This is a genomic window from Microvirga sp. M2 (assembly GCF_047497095.1).
In the GTDB taxonomy this organism is placed as follows: domain Bacteria; phylum Pseudomonadota; class Alphaproteobacteria; order Rhizobiales; family Beijerinckiaceae; genus Microvirga.
Window position 1 is genome coordinate 367,263 of the sequence record NZ_CP134063.1, and the last position, 15,213, is coordinate 382,475.

The 15,213-nt window shown below is 65.8% G+C and carries 19 protein-coding genes; 6 read left to right on the forward strand and 13 right to left on the reverse strand.

Annotation, left to right across the window (positions count from 1 at the left end):
• The first annotated feature begins 65 nt into the window (after positions 1 to 65).
• From RE429_RS01795 to RE429_RS01805, 3 genes are all read left to right on the forward strand, one after another.
• Complete coding sequence (locus RE429_RS01795) at positions 66 to 1,088, forward strand: zinc-binding dehydrogenase (protein ID WP_414472693.1); 1,023 nt, start codon at positions 66 to 68, stop codon at positions 1,086 to 1,088.
• Positions 1,089 to 1,256: 168 nt separating this feature from the next.
• On the forward strand, positions 1,257 to 2,162 hold the full coding sequence (locus RE429_RS01800; RefSeq protein ID WP_414474278.1) for a lipid A biosynthesis lauroyl acyltransferase: 906 nt from the start codon (positions 1,257 to 1,259) through the stop codon (positions 2,160 to 2,162).
• Positions 2,163 to 2,191: 29 nt separating this feature from the next.
• Positions 2,192 to 2,929, forward strand: a complete 738-nt coding sequence (locus RE429_RS01805; RefSeq protein ID WP_414472694.1) for a DUF1223 domain-containing protein — start codon at positions 2,192 to 2,194, stop codon at positions 2,927 to 2,929.
• A gap of 67 nt (positions 2,930 to 2,996) precedes the next feature.
• Here the strand turns inward: RE429_RS01805 and RE429_RS01810 are convergent, their stop codons facing one another.
• The 3 genes from RE429_RS01810 to RE429_RS01820 all read right to left on the reverse strand — a co-directional run bounded on the left by RE429_RS01810 (position 2,997) and on the right by RE429_RS01820 (position 5,147).
• The gene (locus tag RE429_RS01810) at positions 2,997 to 3,605 is read right to left on the reverse strand and encodes a TPM domain-containing protein (RefSeq protein WP_414472695.1); all 609 of its coding nucleotides are present in this window, start codon (positions 3,603 to 3,605) and stop codon (positions 2,997 to 2,999) included.
• Positions 3,606 to 4,424, reverse strand: a complete 819-nt coding sequence (locus RE429_RS01815) for a TPM domain-containing protein (protein WP_414472696.1) — start codon at positions 4,422 to 4,424, stop codon at positions 3,606 to 3,608. It abuts the gene before it with no gap.
• A 117-nt stretch (positions 4,425 to 4,541) separates the two neighbouring features.
• Positions 4,542 to 5,147 carry a LemA family protein gene (locus tag RE429_RS01820; protein WP_414472697.1) on the reverse strand — a complete coding sequence of 202 codons (606 nt, stop codon included), beginning with the start codon at positions 5,145 to 5,147 and terminating at the stop codon, positions 4,542 to 4,544.
• 164 nt (positions 5,148 to 5,311) lie between these two features.
• On the opposite strand from RE429_RS01820, the gene RE429_RS01825 reads away from it, so the two are divergent.
• Entirely contained in the window at positions 5,312 to 5,953 is a 642-nt protein-coding gene (locus RE429_RS01825; protein ID WP_414472698.1) for a LysE family translocator, read from the forward strand.
• Here the strand turns inward: RE429_RS01825 and RE429_RS01830 are convergent.
• From RE429_RS01830 to RE429_RS01840, 3 genes are read right to left on the reverse strand one after another with little or no spacing between them, the layout of a single operon-like run.
• Positions 5,925 to 6,434 (reverse strand): hypothetical protein, encoded by a 510-nt coding sequence (locus RE429_RS01830; protein ID WP_414472699.1) that lies wholly within the window; start codon positions 6,432 to 6,434, stop codon positions 5,925 to 5,927. The genes RE429_RS01825 and RE429_RS01830 overlap by 29 nt on opposite strands.
• A complete protein-coding gene (locus tag RE429_RS01835) occupies positions 6,431 to 6,886 on the reverse strand; it encodes a hypothetical protein (protein WP_414472701.1) in 456 nt (151 codons plus the stop codon). Before RE429_RS01835 ends, RE429_RS01830 begins: the two co-directional genes overlap by 4 nt.
• A complete protein-coding gene (locus tag RE429_RS01840) occupies positions 6,886 to 7,803 on the reverse strand; it encodes a YiiG family protein (RefSeq protein ID WP_414472702.1) in 918 nt (305 codons plus the stop codon). Before RE429_RS01840 ends, RE429_RS01835 begins: the two co-directional genes overlap by 1 nt.
• 266 nt (positions 7,804 to 8,069) lie before the next feature.
• Here RE429_RS01840 and RE429_RS01845 point away from each other — a divergent pair, with 266 nt between their 5' ends.
• On the forward strand, positions 8,070 to 8,576 hold the full coding sequence (locus tag RE429_RS01845) for a hypothetical protein (protein WP_414472703.1): 507 nt from the start codon (positions 8,070 to 8,072) through the stop codon (positions 8,574 to 8,576).
• 245 nt (positions 8,577 to 8,821) lie between these two features.
• Here RE429_RS01845 and RE429_RS01850 read toward each other — a convergent pair whose 3' ends face one another.
• The 5 genes from RE429_RS01850 to RE429_RS01870 form a co-directional block, all read right to left on the reverse strand.
• Positions 8,822 to 9,238, reverse strand: a complete 417-nt coding sequence (locus RE429_RS01850) for a hypothetical protein (protein WP_414472704.1) — start codon at positions 9,236 to 9,238, stop codon at positions 8,822 to 8,824.
• A gap of 2 nt (positions 9,239 to 9,240) precedes the next feature.
• Positions 9,241 to 9,663: a hypothetical protein gene (locus RE429_RS01855; protein ID WP_414472705.1), complete on the reverse strand. Its 423-nt coding sequence runs from the start codon at positions 9,661 to 9,663 to the stop codon at positions 9,241 to 9,243.
• Between the two features lie 85 nt (positions 9,664 to 9,748).
• Positions 9,749 to 11,074 (reverse strand): 23S rRNA (adenine(2503)-C(2))-methyltransferase RlmN, encoded by a 1,326-nt coding sequence (gene rlmN, locus RE429_RS01860; RefSeq protein ID WP_414472706.1) that lies wholly within the window; start codon positions 11,072 to 11,074, stop codon positions 9,749 to 9,751.
• Between the two features lie 178 nt (positions 11,075 to 11,252).
• Positions 11,253 to 11,942: a hypothetical protein gene (locus RE429_RS01865; protein ID WP_414472707.1), complete on the reverse strand. Its 690-nt coding sequence runs from the start codon at positions 11,940 to 11,942 to the stop codon at positions 11,253 to 11,255.
• Positions 11,943 to 12,264: 322 nt separating this feature from the next.
• Complete coding sequence (locus tag RE429_RS01870) at positions 12,265 to 12,669, reverse strand: YkvA family protein (protein ID WP_414472708.1); 405 nt, start codon at positions 12,667 to 12,669, stop codon at positions 12,265 to 12,267.
• An 81-nt stretch (positions 12,670 to 12,750) separates the two neighbouring features.
• Between RE429_RS01870 and RE429_RS01875 the strand changes: the two genes are divergently transcribed.
• Entirely contained in the window at positions 12,751 to 13,536 is a 786-nt protein-coding gene (locus RE429_RS01875) for an SDR family NAD(P)-dependent oxidoreductase (protein WP_414472709.1), read from the forward strand.
• Positions 13,537 to 13,542: 6 nt separating this feature from the next.
• On the opposite strand, the gene RE429_RS01880 is transcribed toward RE429_RS01875, so the two are convergent.
• Entirely contained in the window at positions 13,543 to 14,589 is a 1,047-nt protein-coding gene (locus RE429_RS01880; RefSeq protein ID WP_414472710.1) for an Ldh family oxidoreductase, read from the reverse strand.
• A 199-nt stretch (positions 14,590 to 14,788) separates the two neighbouring features.
• Positions 14,789 to 15,091, reverse strand: a complete 303-nt coding sequence (locus RE429_RS01885; RefSeq protein ID WP_414472711.1) for a 4a-hydroxytetrahydrobiopterin dehydratase — start codon at positions 15,089 to 15,091, stop codon at positions 14,789 to 14,791.
• Positions 15,092 to 15,213 lie beyond the last annotated feature (122 nt).

The following is a 15,213-nucleotide window of genomic DNA, read 5'->3' on the forward strand; positions in this document are numbered from 1 at the left end:
CCGGCGGATCAAAGACGCGGCATCCCCGAAAACGTTCGGGGTGACGACGAACAGGATTGTCTCTCATGCGCTCCCTTCAGCTTTTCGGCGACCGTGACATTCGCATCACCGAGATCGACGCGCCGCCGCCTCCCGCCGCGGGCGAGGTGCAGGTGCGGGTCAAGGCGCTCGGCCTGAACTATCTCGACGTCTGGGGCTTCCGCGGCATGGCGTTCGCCAAGCGCAAGATGCCGCAGGCCGTGGGCGTGGAGGCCGCGGGCGAGATCGCGGCCGTGGGCGAGGGCGTGACCCGGTTCAAGGTGGGCGATCCGGTCACCATGTACGGCGCCGAGACCTGCGGGCATTGCCGGGCCTGCCGGGAGGGGCGCGACAATCTCTGCGAGAACGTGGCCGGGATCATGGGATTCCATATCGACGGCTTCGCCCGCGAGCTCATCAACCGCCCCGAGCGCCTCGTGATCCCGGTGCCGAAGGGTGTGAGCTTCGAGCAGGCGGCCTGCGCGCCCATCGGCTTCGGCACGGTGCAGCACATGCTGTTCGACAACGCCAGGCTCGAACCGGGAGAGTCGATTCTCGTCCATGCGGGCGGCTCCGGCATCGGCACGGCGGCGATCAAGATGGCCAAGGCCATCGGCTGCACGGTCTACACGACCGTGGGCGACGACGAGAAGGGCGAGAAGGCCAGGGCCCTCGGCGCGGATCACGTGATCAACTACCGCACGGAGCGCTTCGAGGGCGAGGTGCGCCGGCTCACCAAGCGCAAGGGCGTCGACGTGGTGTTCGAGCATGTGGGCGCGGAGACCTGGAACGGCAGCCTGCTCTGCCTCAAGCGCGGCGGCCGCCTCGTCACCTGCGGCTCGACCTCGGGCGTGTCCACCACCATGAACCTGATGCAGCTCTTCCAGCAGCAATACCGGATCTTCGGCTCCTTCGGCTGCCGTATGGAGAATATCGCCCAGTCCCTGGACAAGATGGCGGGCGGCATGAGTCCGGTGATCGACTCGGTGTATCCCCTCGACGAGTTCCGGCAGGGCCTGGAGCGTCTCGAAGGCCGCAAGGTCTTCGGCAAGGTCATCGTGACCTTCTGACCTCTGGTACGGACCGGCCTTCCACCATAGATCTTGCATAGATCTTGACGAAACGGGCTCCCCGCGAAAAACACGCGGAGCCTTTCTCCTTGTCCACGCCCGGATTTTCCCATCGTGCAGCACAGCTCCCGCCCTCGCAGCCTTCTCTCGCGTCTCGTGGAGACGGTTATGGTCGGCGTCGTGCGCGGCGTGTTCGCCTTCTCGCGCGCCATCGGGCCGGAGCGCTCGGGCTCGTTAGGCGCGGCGCTCACCCGCACCTTCGGGCCGCTCCTGAAGGCGCACCGGACGGCGCTCGCCAATATCCGGGCCGCCTATCCGGACAAGCCCGAGGCCGAGGTGAGGGCCCTGGCGCGCGCGGCCTGGGACAATCTCGGCCGTACGGGCGGGGAATATCCGCATCTCGGCAACCTGTTCGATTTCGACCCCGACAGCACCGTTCCCGGACGCACGGAGGTCGACGGCATCGAGCACTTTCTCAGCCTGCGCGACGACGGCAGGCCCGGGATCATCTTCTCGGCCCATCTCGCCAACTGGGAACTGCCCGCCATCTGCGCGGCCCGTTTCGGGTTGGACGCCACCGCCGTCTTCCGGGCGCCGAACGATCCGGCCATCGCCCATGTCCTGCACGAGATCCGCAGCGAGACCATGGGAAATCTCGAGGCGGCGCGCCAGGGCGCGGCCTTCGCCATGCAGGGGGCGCTGGAGAACGGCGGGCATCTGGGCATGCTCATCGACCAGCATTTCACCCGGGGCGTGATCGTGAATTTCATGGGCCGCCCGGCCCTGGTGAACCCGGTTCTGGGAAAGTTCGCCCGCCGCTTCGACTGCCCCGTTCACGGGGTACGCGTCATCCGCCTGCCGGGCCATCGCTTCCGCCTTCAGCTCACGCCGCCCCTCGACCTGCCGCGCGATCCGGACGGGCAGGTCAACGTGCAGGGGGCGATGCAGGCCATGACCTCGGTGGTGGAGGCCTGGGTCCGGGAACATCCCGAGCAATGGCTCTGGATGCATCGGCGCTGGCGGGTTCCCGCCAGAACCGAAGGCCTCGCTCAAGGTAACGTGAGTTCCCAATGAACGGGCCTTGGTGTTTCATGACGGGCATCATGGCGTCCCGATTGAAACTCGTCCTGGCGGCCTCCGGCCTCACCGCTCTCCTGCAGCCCGCTTTCGCGGAATCTCCCCGCGCCGTTGTCGAGCTTTTCACCAGCCAGGGCTGCTCGAACTGCCCGCCGGCCGATGCGCTGCTGGTGGAATATTCCCAGAAGCCCGACATCGTGGCGCTCTCCTTTCCGGTGAATTACTGGGATTATCTCGGCTGGAAGGACACGCTCGCCCATGCCGAGTTCACCCACCGGCAGAAGGAGTATGCCCACGCCCGCAGCGACCGTCAGGTCTTCACGCCGCAGATGATCGTGAACGGGAAGAAATCCTGCATCGGCTCCGATCGGGCGCAGATCGAGAAGGCGATCCAGATGACCGCGAAGGGCCGCCCCACCCTTCCGGTCGACATCGCGCTGACCGAGCAGAACGGCATGATCATCGTGTCGATCACGGAGACGGCCGAGGTCGCGCATCGGGAAGCCGACGTCTGGGTGCTGCCGGTCCTGCGGTCGCAGACCGTGCCCATCGAGCGCGGCGAGAACAAGGGCAGGACGGTCACCTATGCCAATGTGGTGCGGGGCTTGAAGCGCATCGGCGAATGGCACGGCGGCTCTGCCCGCTTCGAGCTGCCCGCCGAGGCCGCCCGCAGCGGCGCCGACGGCTACGTAGTGCTCCTGCAGGTCGAGGAGGGCGACAAGCCCAGCGTGATTCTCGGAGCCGCCAAGAGCGCGGGCCTCTAAACGCGGGCTTCCGCGCCCAGCATCGGATGTGAAACCGAACTCACGTCCGATGCAGTCGGTCTATGTTCTAGAGAATTACCACCTTGTTGGGCAGTTCGTTCCTGTCCTGCGCCCCAGGCGGCGCGTGCTCGGCCAGGATGACGCCCGCGCGGTGGACGGCCCGGAGCAGTCCGTCGGCCGGTTTTTCCCGGCGAATCGCCTCGACGAGATCGGCGATGATCTCCTGCCATGCGGCAGGGCCGGCCCGGTCGGCGACCCCGATATCCGCGATGATCTCGGCGTACCGCTCCGCCGCCGCGACATAGATCAGGATGCCGGTCCGCCCCTGCGTGCGGGACAATCCATGGCTGGCGAATTCCCTGACGGCCGCCTCATGGGCCCTCGCCCTTTTGATCGATCCCGGAACCAGCGCCAGATGCACCCGGGGCCACGCGAAGACGAGATTGAGGCCGCAGGCCACGACGAGCTGGATCAGGAAGATCCGGGAGGGGCCGAGTTCGGTGAACCAGATCAGGGGCCAGGGCACGAGGAGCGCCACGAACAGGCCCAGGAGAGCCGGGATCGCCCGATAGGCATTGGCCTGGCGCGCCACCACCACGACGATTTCGCCCGCAGTCGTCTTCTCGGCGTCGTGGATGGCCTGCGAGATCCGGGTCCGGTCGTGTTCTGAAATCATCTACCAGCTCCCCGAAGCGCCGCCGCCGCCGGACGAGCCGCCCCCGCCCGAAAAGCCTCCGCCTCCGCCTCCGCCGGACCAGCCTCCGCCTCCCGACCAGCCCCCGCCGGTCGGAATGATCCAGGGGCCGGAGCCGCGCCGGCGGCCGTAGGCGCCGGGTCCGCCCCCGCCGCCGCCCCCGCCGCGCATGGCGCGGAAGACCTGGAACAGGATGAAGGCGATGACCAGGACGGTGATGAAGGTGTCGAGATTCGAGGTCTGATCCTCGCGGACTTCCGCGCGGCGCTGCCATTCCTGGGCATCCCCGGTGAGGATCGACAGAATGGCGTCGACGCCCGCGTTGATGCCGCCCGCGAAATCGCCTTTCTGGAATTGCGGCGCAATGGCGGTGGTGATGATGACCTTCGAGAGCGCATCGGTGAGCGCGCCTTCGAGCCCATAGCCGACCTCGATGCGCACCTTGCGCTCGGCGGGAGCGACGAGCAGCAGGACGCCGTTGTCGTTCTTCTTCTGCCCGAGCTGCCAGGCCCGGAAGAGGCGATTGGCGTAATCCTCGATGCTCGTGCCCTCGAGCGAGCGGATCGTGGCCACCACCACCTGGTCGGAGGTCTTGTCCTCGTAGGCCTTGAGCTTGGCCTCGAGCGTTGCCCGCTCGTCGGGCTTCAGGATATTGGCCGCGTCGACCACGCGCCCGGTGAGCGGCGGGAAGGTCTGGGCGAAGGCATCGAGGGCGAAGAGGGCAAGGACGAGCGCCACGACGAGAGTGCCCGCATGGTGCGGCCGCACCCGTCTCCCGAAGGGAGAGGAGAAGGCACCCACGCCCGTCATCCGCTTACAGCATCGGACATGAAATCGAACCCACATCCGATGCTTTCATCTTTTGGCTTTGAGCATCTTTTCACGTAAAACCGGTTCCCACTTTTCACGTTCGATGCTCTAGAATTTCACTTCGGGCGGCCGGTCGGAGCCGGCGGTGGCCGTGAAGGTCTCCATGGGCTTGGCGTCCGGATAGACGACGGCCGCGATCCAGCGGCCGGGGATCGTGCGCAGCTCCGTGTTGTAGGCCTGCACGGCCGAGATGTAGTCGCGGCGCGCCACGGCGATGCGGTTCTCGGTGCCCTCCAGCTGCGATTGCAGGGCCAGGAAGTTGGCGTTTGACTTCAGCTCCGGATAACGCTCGACGGTCGCGAGCAGGCGGCCGAGCGCGCCGGAGAGCTGGTTCTGCGCCTCCTGGAACTGGCGGAACTTTTCCGGATCCGTCACCGTGGAGGCATCGACCTTGATCTGCGTGGCGCGGGCGCGGGCTTCCGTGACCTGGGTCAGCACCTCGCGCTCCTGCTGCGCGAAGCCCTTCACGGTCTCGACGAGATTCGGGATCAGGTCGGCCCGGCGCTGATACTGGTTCTGCACCTCGCTCCAGGCGGCCTTGGCCTGCTCTTCCAGGGTCGGCACGGTGTTGATCCCGCAGGCAGAGAGGCCGAGCGCGAGAGCCAATCCGGTCAGGGCGGCCCTGATCCGTGTCCGCAGGGGCGAAGCCGTCATGTCTGTCCTCTCGGGATTGAAATTTTTCGCAACGTTACCGGGTTCAACAGATGGGTCAGGCGTGGCGTTTCTACAAGGCATTTTTCACTGGCTGCGCATGGGCGATTGAGGCAAGATCCGCGGATTCACGAACAAATCCTTAAACTCCCAAAGCCTGAACTCCCATGACCTTCCTGCCGAACGTCAGCACCCTGCTTGCCTATTCCTTCGCCTGCTTCCTGCTGTTCATCACGCCGGGGCCGGACATGAGCCTGTTCCTCGCCAAGACGATGTCGGGCGGGCGCAGGGCCGGCATGGCCGCGATGCTGGGAGCGATGGCGGGGTGCTGCGTCCATACGCTGCTGGCGGCCTTGGGCCTCTCGGCCCTGCTGGCGGCCTCGGTCACGGCCTTCACGGTTCTGAAAGTCGTGGGCGCGCTCTACCTGTTGTGGCTCGCGGTGGATGCCGTGCGCCACGGCTCGGCCCTGTCGGTGAAGCAGGAGAGCCGCGCCGAGGTCTCGTTCTGGAAGACGTTCCTCGTGGGCGTGGGCATCAATCTCACGAACCCGAAGGTGGTCCTGTTCTTCGTGACCTTCCTGCCGCAATTCGTCGACGCGCACGACCCCTACGCGTCCGACAAGCTCCTGTTTCTCGGCCTCTACTTCATCGCGCTCACGGGCCCCATGGGGGCCGCCATGATCCTGGGCGCCGAGAAGGTGATCGCGCTCCTGCGCAATCATCCGAAGCTCATGCGGGGGATCGATTATTCCTTCGCGGGCCTCTTCGGGGCCTTCGCGGTCAAGATCCTGACGGCGTCTGCCCGGTAGGCGGAGGCGGGGGAGCGCCGCGCCCTCCCGCATCGCGGCCCGCGATGGCCCAATAGACCAATCCGGCCACCGCGCCGGTCAGGCCGAGGATCGCGCTCACATGAAGTTCCGCCGGATTGGCGACCCGCGCCGCCCCGCGCAGGATCCACGGCACGGAGGCCGTGAACACGCCGGTGGCCACCGCATACCAGACGAGACTGCGTATCTTCAGCGCCTCGCCGATCACCGCGATCACCAGAGGCGGCAGCACGAGCAGCGTGAACATGATCCGGCCGACGCCGAGCATGGCCTCGGCCACGATGGGGCCCGGGTCCTCGCTGGAAAACACCGCGTCCACGAGGTTCCAGAGCCCGACGAACAGCGTCTCCCCCGTGAGCGTCGCCATGAGCGGATCGACCATCGAGGCGATGAGGAAGAACACGCTGCTCATGCCGATGGCGATGAGGAGCGCGAAGGGGACGAGGAGAAGCCAGCGGATCATGGCTCGGCTATAGCATGGCCCGCCTCGGGAGTCCGCCGGATTGCGATGCGCCAATAGATCCAGCCGCAGATGGCGCCGGCCAGCGTCCCTGCCGCCACATAGCATGCGTATGCAGCAAGTTGAGGCGCTGAAGACAGGGCCAGTCCGCCAAACAAGGCGCCGTTGACGCAAAGTCCGAACAAGCTCCCACTGAGGACAATAACCCAGGGGGTCTTCCATCCCAAGGCATTCAGTCCCCAGACGACGAGCCCGGCAAGCAAGGCGATCAGAGGTCCCAGCGAAGCCGCAACGACAGTTGCCAGGAGGACGAACTTATAGAGATCCAGGGGCCCTGTCAGTTCGATTGAAAGAAGATCGATCTGAAGAACGGGCTCAAGTCCGAGCACGATGAAGACCATGGCATAGGGAGCCATCGCACTGGCTACCAAAAGACCGATGATCTGCCGCCTCATCAATCCGCCGCGCTGTTGGCGGAACCGACCAGCCCGTTATAGGCATTCACGAGGGCCTGGGCCTGCTGTCCTCCCCCGCGGCGGAGATCGCCTTTCAGGGGCTTGATCGTATCGCGAAACTCACGCGCCGCCGCCACGAAGGACCGGAGGCCACCCTGGAGGCTTTTAAGGGCTTCGGGATCGGATTTCCGGTAATCCTCGAAACCCGCGGAGGCGTTCACCAGGGCCGTCACGTCGGCATCGAGGGCAGCCACATCGACGGTGGGATCGTCGCTGTCCGGCAGGCGGTCGACGATGCGCTGGGCGGCCATCATCAGATTGGCGCGATGCCAACGGGCCTTCCGGCCCTCACGCCGCTCGATGAGTGCCAGCTCTTGCCGGTTGAGGTTCATGTGCTCGAGCTGAAGGGTCTGGTTGACCGTCTCGCGGGCTGCCAGAAAGGCCCTGGCGGCGGGCGCGAGCCGTGCATGGATCTGTTTCCCGCGCGCCAGATTGTCGTCCAGATAATCCTTGCGCTCATAATAGGTGTTGGCTTCGTCGATGATGGGCGCAAGCCCCGAATAGGCTTCGATATAGGTCTTCATGCTGCCGTCGAGCTCGGGAAGCTTCGGCTCCTGGCCGAGAGCTGCCGAAGCCTCCGCGATCAGGTCCGTCACGTCGTAGAGATCGTAGACGCCGAAGACGCGGTTCTTGTTGACCGGGCCCTTCTCCATATCGACCCAGCTCTTGTACCTCTCGATGGATTCGCTGGCCCGCAGGGTCCGGTTCATCAGCGCCACATAGGCATTCATCTTCGCATTGATGGCCTCGAGGGCGGCATCCTCCGCCTGCTGCGGCCGGGTTGCATCGGGAGCTTGGGCAGCCGCCATCGGGGCAGTGCCCAGGAGCACGACGGCAAGGAGCAGGGTGCGGATCATGGCGGAGGTCTCAAGGGGGGCTGGCGGAGTCGCTTGGATGCCGGCGGCTCCGGATATCCATTTGTCGATATTATATAACATAATCCGATCTGCGGTGACAACCAGTCCGGGCATCCCGGCGATGTCGACGTCGCGGAGCTCCTCGGTTTCGCTCTCGAACTGGCCGGGGGGCGAGAATATCGCGGCGGCGGAACGGACCGGTTTTCTGTCCTTGGCGATGCGCTACTTAAAGAACCGTGCGGCGGGCATTCACCCAGGAGAACGCCATGGCGACGTCTAAGCTGGACGAGCGGCGGCTCATGAACGACGAGGAATACACCCTCGTCGAACAGACCCGGTATCCCGTGCTGGGCAAGCTGGAGGACGCGGCCCTCAAGGAGCTGACTCAGCGGTTGCGGGAGCGGCGCGACCGGGCGCGGGACATTGCCCATCGCCAGCGCCGCGAGGTCCGTGGCAAGGGCCGGCAAACGACAGCCTTCGAGAAGCAGGATGCGGGCAACCGTCAGAAAGCCCGTATCCTGGCCGAGGCGCTGACCCGGATCAACAGCGAGCGCACGCGCCGCAAAGCGGAGGAGCTCCGCGCCAACGCCCACCGTGCATTCGCCTTGCGGCAGGGTTCGGAGGCACCGGCGCGGCCCGATGCTGGTAGGACGCCTCGGAAGGGCATGCGCAAGAACGCGAGCAGCCGCCGCGATCGGATCGTCAGGCCGATGGACGTCGGTCGCGTCTCGCAGGCGGGCAAGCGCGCGCAGGCGGTGCGGGACAGCGCTTAGAACGTTGCGCGGCTTGCGGCGCGCGCCTGTCGATGCTCAAGGATTTTGGGGCGCCCGTTCCTCACACGTCATCACGGGCTCGTGCCGATGATCCCGATCCGAAGAGTGCGGTGCTTCACAGTATCGAGATGGCCGGGAATGGCCATATGATCTGGGCCCGCCGGGGAAACTGAAACCCGCATAGAGGGTGGCCACCAGATAGGGAGCGAGGGCGCTCGCCGCGAACAGGCTCAGGAGCTGGCGCTTCATGATGGCGGAGGCTCGACGGTTTGACGGGGCCGCATGGCGATGCGCCAATAGATCCAGCCGGAGATGGCGCCGGAGAGAGCGCCCGACATCAGGAACGGGACGGACACGCCGTCATCGGCGGAATGGGCCGCCGTGAACCCGAGACTGAGGGTAATCCCGCCCAATACGGACCCGCGCCAGGTCGGCCGCCGGACGACATTCACCGCCATCGCGCAGAGGCTTGCGAGGATCAGCAGAGGGATTCCAAACATCCCGACGCCGAGGGTACCCAGGGGAATGACCTTGAGGAGATCCAGGGGCTCCTTCATCCCGACTTGATCGCCCGAGAGGAGGCCGAACAGGCTCCACAGAAACAGGACGAGGTAGGGAGCGGCGGTGGTGGCGGTCAGAACGCCGAGAATGTGTCGGCGCATGGCTATGCCCGCTTAGACGCTTCAGCCAGGGCCCTTCGCGCAATCAGCCAGTAGAGCCAGGCGCAGACGAGGCTGATGGCCATGATCCAATAAAAGTACGGTCGGCGCAGGAGATGGACAGTGAAGCCCCAGTACCACAGGATGAACCCGAGTCCGATGACCGCTCCCCCTGCCAGATAGATCCAGGGAGAGCGCCAGCGATAATAGAATCCTGCAAGGGCAAAGATCAGCGAAGCCGGAAGAGCCGTCGAGAAGACTGCCTGGAAGCTGAGTACCAGGACCGCGAGGGATACCCCTAGATGCGATCCTAAAGTCCTGGGAAGGTTCGGGTCGGCCAGCGCCATGGCAGTGCCGACCACGAGGACGAACAGGCATGGAGCCGCCGCGTTTGCCGCGACCGCGGCGATCAGGACCCGACGCATCATAATCCCTCCGAAGAACGTTTCGGGGGGGGGGATACGTTATAATGAATCGAAAGGGGAGCTGCCCGTTGTGGCAGGCAGGTCTCGCCTACTCCCCGTTCCCCACCGCGTAGACACCTTCGGCCCCGATGCCCTGCTCGGCCATCATGCGGGCGCGGGCGCGGAGTTTCTCCGTCTCGCTCTTGAGCTGGCCGCAGGCGGCCAGGATGTCGCGGCCGCGCGGGGTGCGGACCGGGGAGGCGTAGCCCGCCCGGTAGACGATCTCGGAGAAGCGCTCGATTCGCTCCCAGTCCGAGCACTCGTATTTCGAGCCGGGCCAGGGATTGAACGGGATCAGGTTGATCTTCGCCGGAATGCCCTTCAGGAGGCGCACCAGCTCGCGCGCATCGGCGTCCGAATCGTTCACGCCTTTCAGCATTACGTATTCGAAGGTGATGCGGCGGGCGTTCGAGAGCCCCGGATAGGCGCGGCAGGCATCGAGGAGCTGCTTGATGTCGTATTTGCGGTTGATCGGCACCAGCACGTCGCGAAGCTCGTCGCGGACCGCATGGAGCGAGATCGCCAGCATGGTGTTGGCCTCGGAGCCCAAGCGCTCCATCTGCGGCACGACGCCTGAGGTGGAGACCGTGATGCGCCGGCGCGAGAGGCCCAGACCCTCGTTGTCCGACAGAACGCCGATGGCGTCGACCACGTTGTCGGTGTTGTAGAGCGGCTCGCCCATGCCCATGAACACGATGTTGGACACGAAGCGTCCGCCGTCGGTCGGGACGAAGGCGCCGTCCGGCGGCGTGGCATGGGGCCAGTCGCCGATGCAATCGCGCGCCACAATGAGCTGCGCCACGATCTCCGCCGAGGTGAGATTGCGCACGAGGCGTTGGGTGCCGGTGTGGCAGAAGGAGCAGGTCAGCGTGCAGCCGACCTGGCTCGACACGCAGAGCGTGCCGCGGTCGACTTCCGGAATGTAGACGCACTCGATCTCGGCGCCCTTGTCGAGGGGGCCGGTGGAGGCCATGCGGATCAGCCACTTGCGGGTGCCGTCCTTCGAGACCTGCTCGGACACGACCTGCGGGCGGGCGAGCGTATAGGCCTGGCTGAGCTTGGCGCGCAGCTCCTTGCCCACGTTGCTCATCTCGGAGAAGTCCTTGGCCCCGCGGAAATAGATCCAGTTCCAGATCTGGGCGACGCGCATCTTGAGCTCGCGCTCCGGCACGCCGATCGCCGCCAGGGAATCCTTCAACTGATCGCGGGTGAGACCGACGAGCGACGCGCCGCCGGGGGCGGCTCCCGCCGCCACGTTCATCTCGGCCGTCTTTTCGATGGACAAAGCGGTCTGCCCCGCCGCGCGCGCGGCATCGCTCACGGCCAGGGGGGCCGCATTGGGGTTACGCTTGGCGATGTCGAGCGCCGTCGCCATGGGAAATCTCAAGCCTCGTTGTTGGGAGTGGCTGCGTCGTATAACACGATTACGCCGAAACCGTGAGCTTCGCACAAGCAAAATTCCGGGCGCGAGGCCCGGAAAATGCCCATTCCCGGCGCGATTTGCAAGGGCAGAGGCTCTTGCAGGGGCCTCTAGCGGGTGCTTTGCGGGCGCTTTAGACGCCGCATTCCCGGCGGGCCTGCTCTAGGGCCTTGGTGAAGCCGCTCAGGGAATAGCGATCCGTCAGGCTGGACCCGCGGGTCGATTGGCTCTTCACCATGAGGCTCGATCCCTTCGCCATGGTGGCGATGGCCTGTCCCTCCTCGGCGGGATTCTTCAGCCAGGCGTTGGCGGCCTTGGTCACCAGCTCGTAGGAGGCGTTGCCGATGGCGGCCGAGGCCGGGCCGTTCTCCTTCGCCGTGAAGCCCAGCACGAGGGCCACCTCGTTCTTCACGTTCTCCGCCGGGCGGAAGGACACGAAGAGATAGGCCGGATCCCGGCTCAGGTTCTTCGGCAGCCGTTCCTGGGGCTGGCTGAGGGCATAGCAGATCTTCGAACGGCCGGTCTGAGCCGTGTAGACGCCCCAGTCGCCGTAGGTGTTCACGAGCGAGGCGCCGCCCGGGCCCGTGGCCGCCTGGGCGGGCTTGGCGGCAGCCGCCGCGGCTCCGGCAGCGGCCGCAGCAGCCGGTTTTGCCGCCGATGTCGCCTTGCCGGTCGCAGGCTTCGCCTTCGACGGGGCTGCCGCCGCAGGCTTCTGTCCGGTCGCGTGCCGGGGCTGAGCCAGGGCGGCGGACCCGGTTCCAAGGGCGAGGACGGCGGAAAGGACGCCCGCGGCAAGGGCGCGCTGGAAAGATGCTGTATTCATGAGGGCGGACAATACGCGCGGATGGTTAAGAACTCTTCACCATCCCGTAGCCTCAACGCCCGAGTCTTGGCGATGCGTCGAAACGTGGCAGCATCGGATTCAATCCCAAAGGTGGATTTCACTTTCTACGTCCGATGATCTCGCAAAATAAAAGGGCCGCATCCGCGGCCCGTCGAGTTGTTTACTCATAAAGGTGTTCATTGTTCAAATGGAGGAGGATCAAATGACTTCTGATGAACGAGAATCATTCTAGCGATAATATATAATATTGCAACAGGTTCATATTCTTTGTTCTGACCTTAATCCTATCGATTCGCTCGGATTAACGCTCGCCCTCGGCCGCTTCCTCTAGGGATTCCCGCCCTAGGGATTCCCGGGCTTTGGCCCGGTGCTCTTCCGTAATGGAACTCGCGACCTGCGTGATGGCGGCCGCCAGAACGGCTGCGTCGTCGGCAAAGCCGATCACGGGAAGGAAGTCGCTCACCGCGTCCAGGGGCATGACGAAATAGGCGATGGCGCCGAGCAGGATCAGCTTCACGCGGCTCGGCGTCTTCGGGTCGGCGGCGCAATAGAAGGCCGCCACGAGATCCTCCGTGAAGGGGATCTTTCCGGCCACGCGCCTGAGCTTGTTCCAGAACCGCCGCTTCAACCCCTCCTCGTCGCGGGTGGCCGCCCGCATGGCGTCCATCTCGGCCTTGGTGAAAGGTTTGACGATCGTTTCGCTCATCCGGGTTCAGCTCCTCGTTGATCTCAGGTATCCGCCATCGCCAGGATGACATAGAACCATCCTTTCACGAGGAGAGAACCCATGAAGCTCGACAAAATGATGGCAGCCATCGTCACGGGAGGGGCTTCGGGCCTCGGAGAGGCGACCGCCCGGATGCTCGCCGGACAGGGCGTCAAGGTCGCGGTCTTCGACATGAATGCCGAACGCGGCGAGGCGGTCGCCCGCGACATGGGCGCCCTGTTCTGCCAGGTGGACGTGACCGACGAGGCGTCCATCGATGCGGGCCTGGTCAAGGCGCGCGAGACGCACGGGGTCGAGCGCATCCTGGTCAATTGCGCCGGGATCGCCCCGGGCCGCCGCACGGTTACGAAGAAGCGCGAGACGGGCCAGCTCATCCCGCACGATCTCGCGAGCTTCCGCAGGACCGTGGAGATCAATCTCATCGGCACCTATGCGATGATTTCAAAATGCGCGGCCGCCATGGCGGCCCTCGAGCCCGTCACGCCGGACGGCGGACGCGGCGTGATCGTCAACACCTCCTCGGTCGCGGCGCAGGACGGCCAGATCGGGCAAGCGGCCTATTCCGCCTCCAAGGGCGGCGTCCTGGCCATGACCCTGCCGGTGGCGCGCGACCTGTCGGGTTTCGGCATCCGCGTGATGACGGTCATGCCGGGCCTCTTCCACACGCCGCTCTTCGAGGGCATCGCGGAGGATTACCGCAAGGCCCTCGAAGCCAATGTGCCGTTTCCCTCGCGCCTGGGGCGGCCCGAGGAATATGCCCAGCTTGTCCGGAGCATCCTCGAGAACGACATGCTCAACGGCGAAGCGATCCGTCTCGACGGCGCCCTGCGCATGCAGCCGAAGTAACGGCCATCAGGCCAGTTCCAGGAAGCGCGCCGTATCGGGATCGACCGGAATCCCGGTTCGGCTCCGCTCCGCCAGGGTCAGCCACTCCCGGTCGCCCGGCGCGAGCACCGGCTCGCCGGTCTTCGCGGGCGAGGCGCGCAGCCCCGCGAGATACTGCGCCATGAGCCCGTCATAGGCCTCGCGTCCGACGAAGCGCGCCGGGTCGATGGCGAGGCAGAAATGGCCGATATCGTGAGGCTTCACGTTCCCGTCGCCCATCGGCGCGACGAGGTGGTCGGGCGTCGCTCCGGTCAGGACGGCCGAGAGAATCGTCACGAGACCCGCGAGGCCCGCTCCCTTGAAACCGAAATCCAGTCCTCCGAGCGGCGTCAGGATCTCGGCCCGGTGGGGATCGCGCGTCGGCTCGCCGTCGATGTCCGCCGTCACGTCGGCGGGCAGCTCCCGCTGCAGCGAGCGGTAGAGCAGAATCCGGTTATAGGGGATGGCCGAACTCGCCATGTCGAGGAGCCAGGGCTTCGAATCGCGCACGGGCGCCGCCGCCGCGATCGGGTTCGTGCCGTGAAACCGCGTCTTGCCGCCGTAAAGGGCCACGAGCGAATCGGCATTCGTGGTCGAGATCGCGATGAGCCCGGCCTCGGCCCCGGCCAGGGCATAGGCTCCCGCCGCGCCGTAATGGGTCGAGTGGGCGATCCCGACGGCGCCGACCCCGCTCTCCCGTGCGATCCGACAGGCCTCCTCCATCCCTCGATAGGCCGCGGCGTGACCGAGGCCGTGATCGGCGTCGAGCATGGCGCTCGCGGCGGCGGTGCGCTGGAGCTTGAACGCGGGAGTCCCGTTGATCTGTCCGCTTCGCAGGCACTCGGCGTAGAAGGATGCGAGCCGGACGCCGTGGCTGTCGATGCCCAGGCGCGAGGCATGCATCAACGCGCGCGTAGCGGCGGCTGCGGACGCCTCGTCCGCGCCTGCGTCCCGCAAGGCCAGGTGGACGCGCTTCTGCAGGAGCTCGGCCGGAAATCTCGGGCTCTTGACCGGCCCGATCGATGCGTCAGACAAAGTTCCGTCCTCCCCCGAGATTGCCTCCAAGATTGCTCCCGAGATTTCGTCATCCCGACAACGGCGATTGCTGTGTCAGGCCGGAGGCCGCGTGGCAAGCCCGACCGGTGCCGCGCCATGGGTTTCCCGGATGGCCCGGCAGGGATCGGGACGTCGCGTCGCCACGGTTCTCGGGATAGCCGATCAGATCCGGCGTGCCTCAACCCTTCACCAGCCCGGCCGCCAGCTGATCCATGCGCTGCGCGAGCTCGATGTCGCGGCGCGTGAGGCCCTTGGCGTCGTGGGTGGAGAGGGTCACGTCGACCCGGTTGTAGACGTTGAACCATTCCGGGTGGTGGTTCATGGGCTCGGCCACCAGGGCCACGCGGGTCATCCAGCCGAAGGCCGCGTTGAAATCGTCGAATACGAAGCGCTTGCGGATGGCATCCCGGCCTTCCACGAGTGTCCAGCCGTCGAGGCCGGAGAGAAGGTCATGGCGTTCGGAATCGGTCAGGCGGGGCATGGGGCGTCATCTCCGGGAAAACTCCCCGTGAGCGCATCGTACGGACCTTCGGGTCCGCAATGAACGATGCGCTCCTCTCGGAGGGAGCATCGGGTCCAATGCCCTAGTGATGAAGCACACGG

What these genes read in the sequence shown, in the direction of transcription:
- RE429_RS01820 (WP_414472697.1), bottom strand. Translation starts at nt 5,147, where the DNA reads ATGACGGCTTCGCCCCTGCGGACACGGATCAGGGCCGCCCTGACCGGA.
- RE429_RS01865 (WP_414472707.1), bottom strand. Translation starts at nt 11,942, where the DNA reads ATGAATACAGCATCTTTCCAGCGCGCCCTTGCCGCGGGCGTCCTTTCC.
- RE429_RS01845 (WP_414472703.1), top strand. Translation starts at nt 8,070, where the DNA reads ATGGCGACGTCTAAGCTGGACGAGCGGCGGCTCATGAACGACGAGGAA.
- rlmN (WP_414472706.1), bottom strand. Translation starts at nt 11,074, where the DNA reads ATGGCGACGGCGCTCGACATCGCCAAGCGTAACCCCAATGCGGCCCCC.
- RE429_RS01805 (WP_414472694.1), top strand. Translation starts at nt 2,192, where the DNA reads ATGGCGTCCCGATTGAAACTCGTCCTGGCGGCCTCCGGCCTCACCGCT.
- RE429_RS01830 (WP_414472699.1), bottom strand. Translation starts at nt 6,434, where the DNA reads ATGATCCGCTGGCTTCTCCTCGTCCCCTTCGCGCTCCTCATCGCCATC.
- RE429_RS01810 (WP_414472695.1), bottom strand. Translation starts at nt 3,605, where the DNA reads ATGATTTCAGAACACGACCGGACCCGGATCTCGCAGGCCATCCACGAC.
- RE429_RS01840 (WP_414472702.1), bottom strand. Translation starts at nt 7,803, where the DNA reads ATGATCCGCACCCTGCTCCTTGCCGTCGTGCTCCTGGGCACTGCCCCG.
- RE429_RS01795 (WP_414472693.1), top strand. Translation starts at nt 66, where the DNA reads ATGCGCTCCCTTCAGCTTTTCGGCGACCGTGACATTCGCATCACCGAG.
- RE429_RS01835 (WP_414472701.1), bottom strand. Translation starts at nt 6,886, where the DNA reads ATGAGGCGGCAGATCATCGGTCTTTTGGTAGCCAGTGCGATGGCTCCC.
- RE429_RS01885 (WP_414472711.1), bottom strand. Translation starts at nt 15,091, where the DNA reads ATGCCCCGCCTGACCGATTCCGAACGCCATGACCTTCTCTCCGGCCTC.
- RE429_RS01850 (WP_414472704.1), bottom strand. Translation starts at nt 9,238, where the DNA reads ATGCGCCGACACATTCTCGGCGTTCTGACCGCCACCACCGCCGCTCCC.
- RE429_RS01870 (WP_414472708.1), bottom strand. Translation starts at nt 12,669, where the DNA reads ATGAGCGAAACGATCGTCAAACCTTTCACCAAGGCCGAGATGGACGCC.
- RE429_RS01825 (WP_414472698.1), top strand. Translation starts at nt 5,312, where the DNA reads ATGACCTTCCTGCCGAACGTCAGCACCCTGCTTGCCTATTCCTTCGCC.
- RE429_RS01855 (WP_414472705.1), bottom strand. Translation starts at nt 9,663, where the DNA reads ATGATGCGTCGGGTCCTGATCGCCGCGGTCGCGGCAAACGCGGCGGCT.
- RE429_RS01875 (WP_414472709.1), top strand. Translation starts at nt 12,751, where the DNA reads ATGAAGCTCGACAAAATGATGGCAGCCATCGTCACGGGAGGGGCTTCG.
- RE429_RS01800 (WP_414474278.1), top strand. Translation starts at nt 1,257, where the DNA reads ATGGTCGGCGTCGTGCGCGGCGTGTTCGCCTTCTCGCGCGCCATCGGG.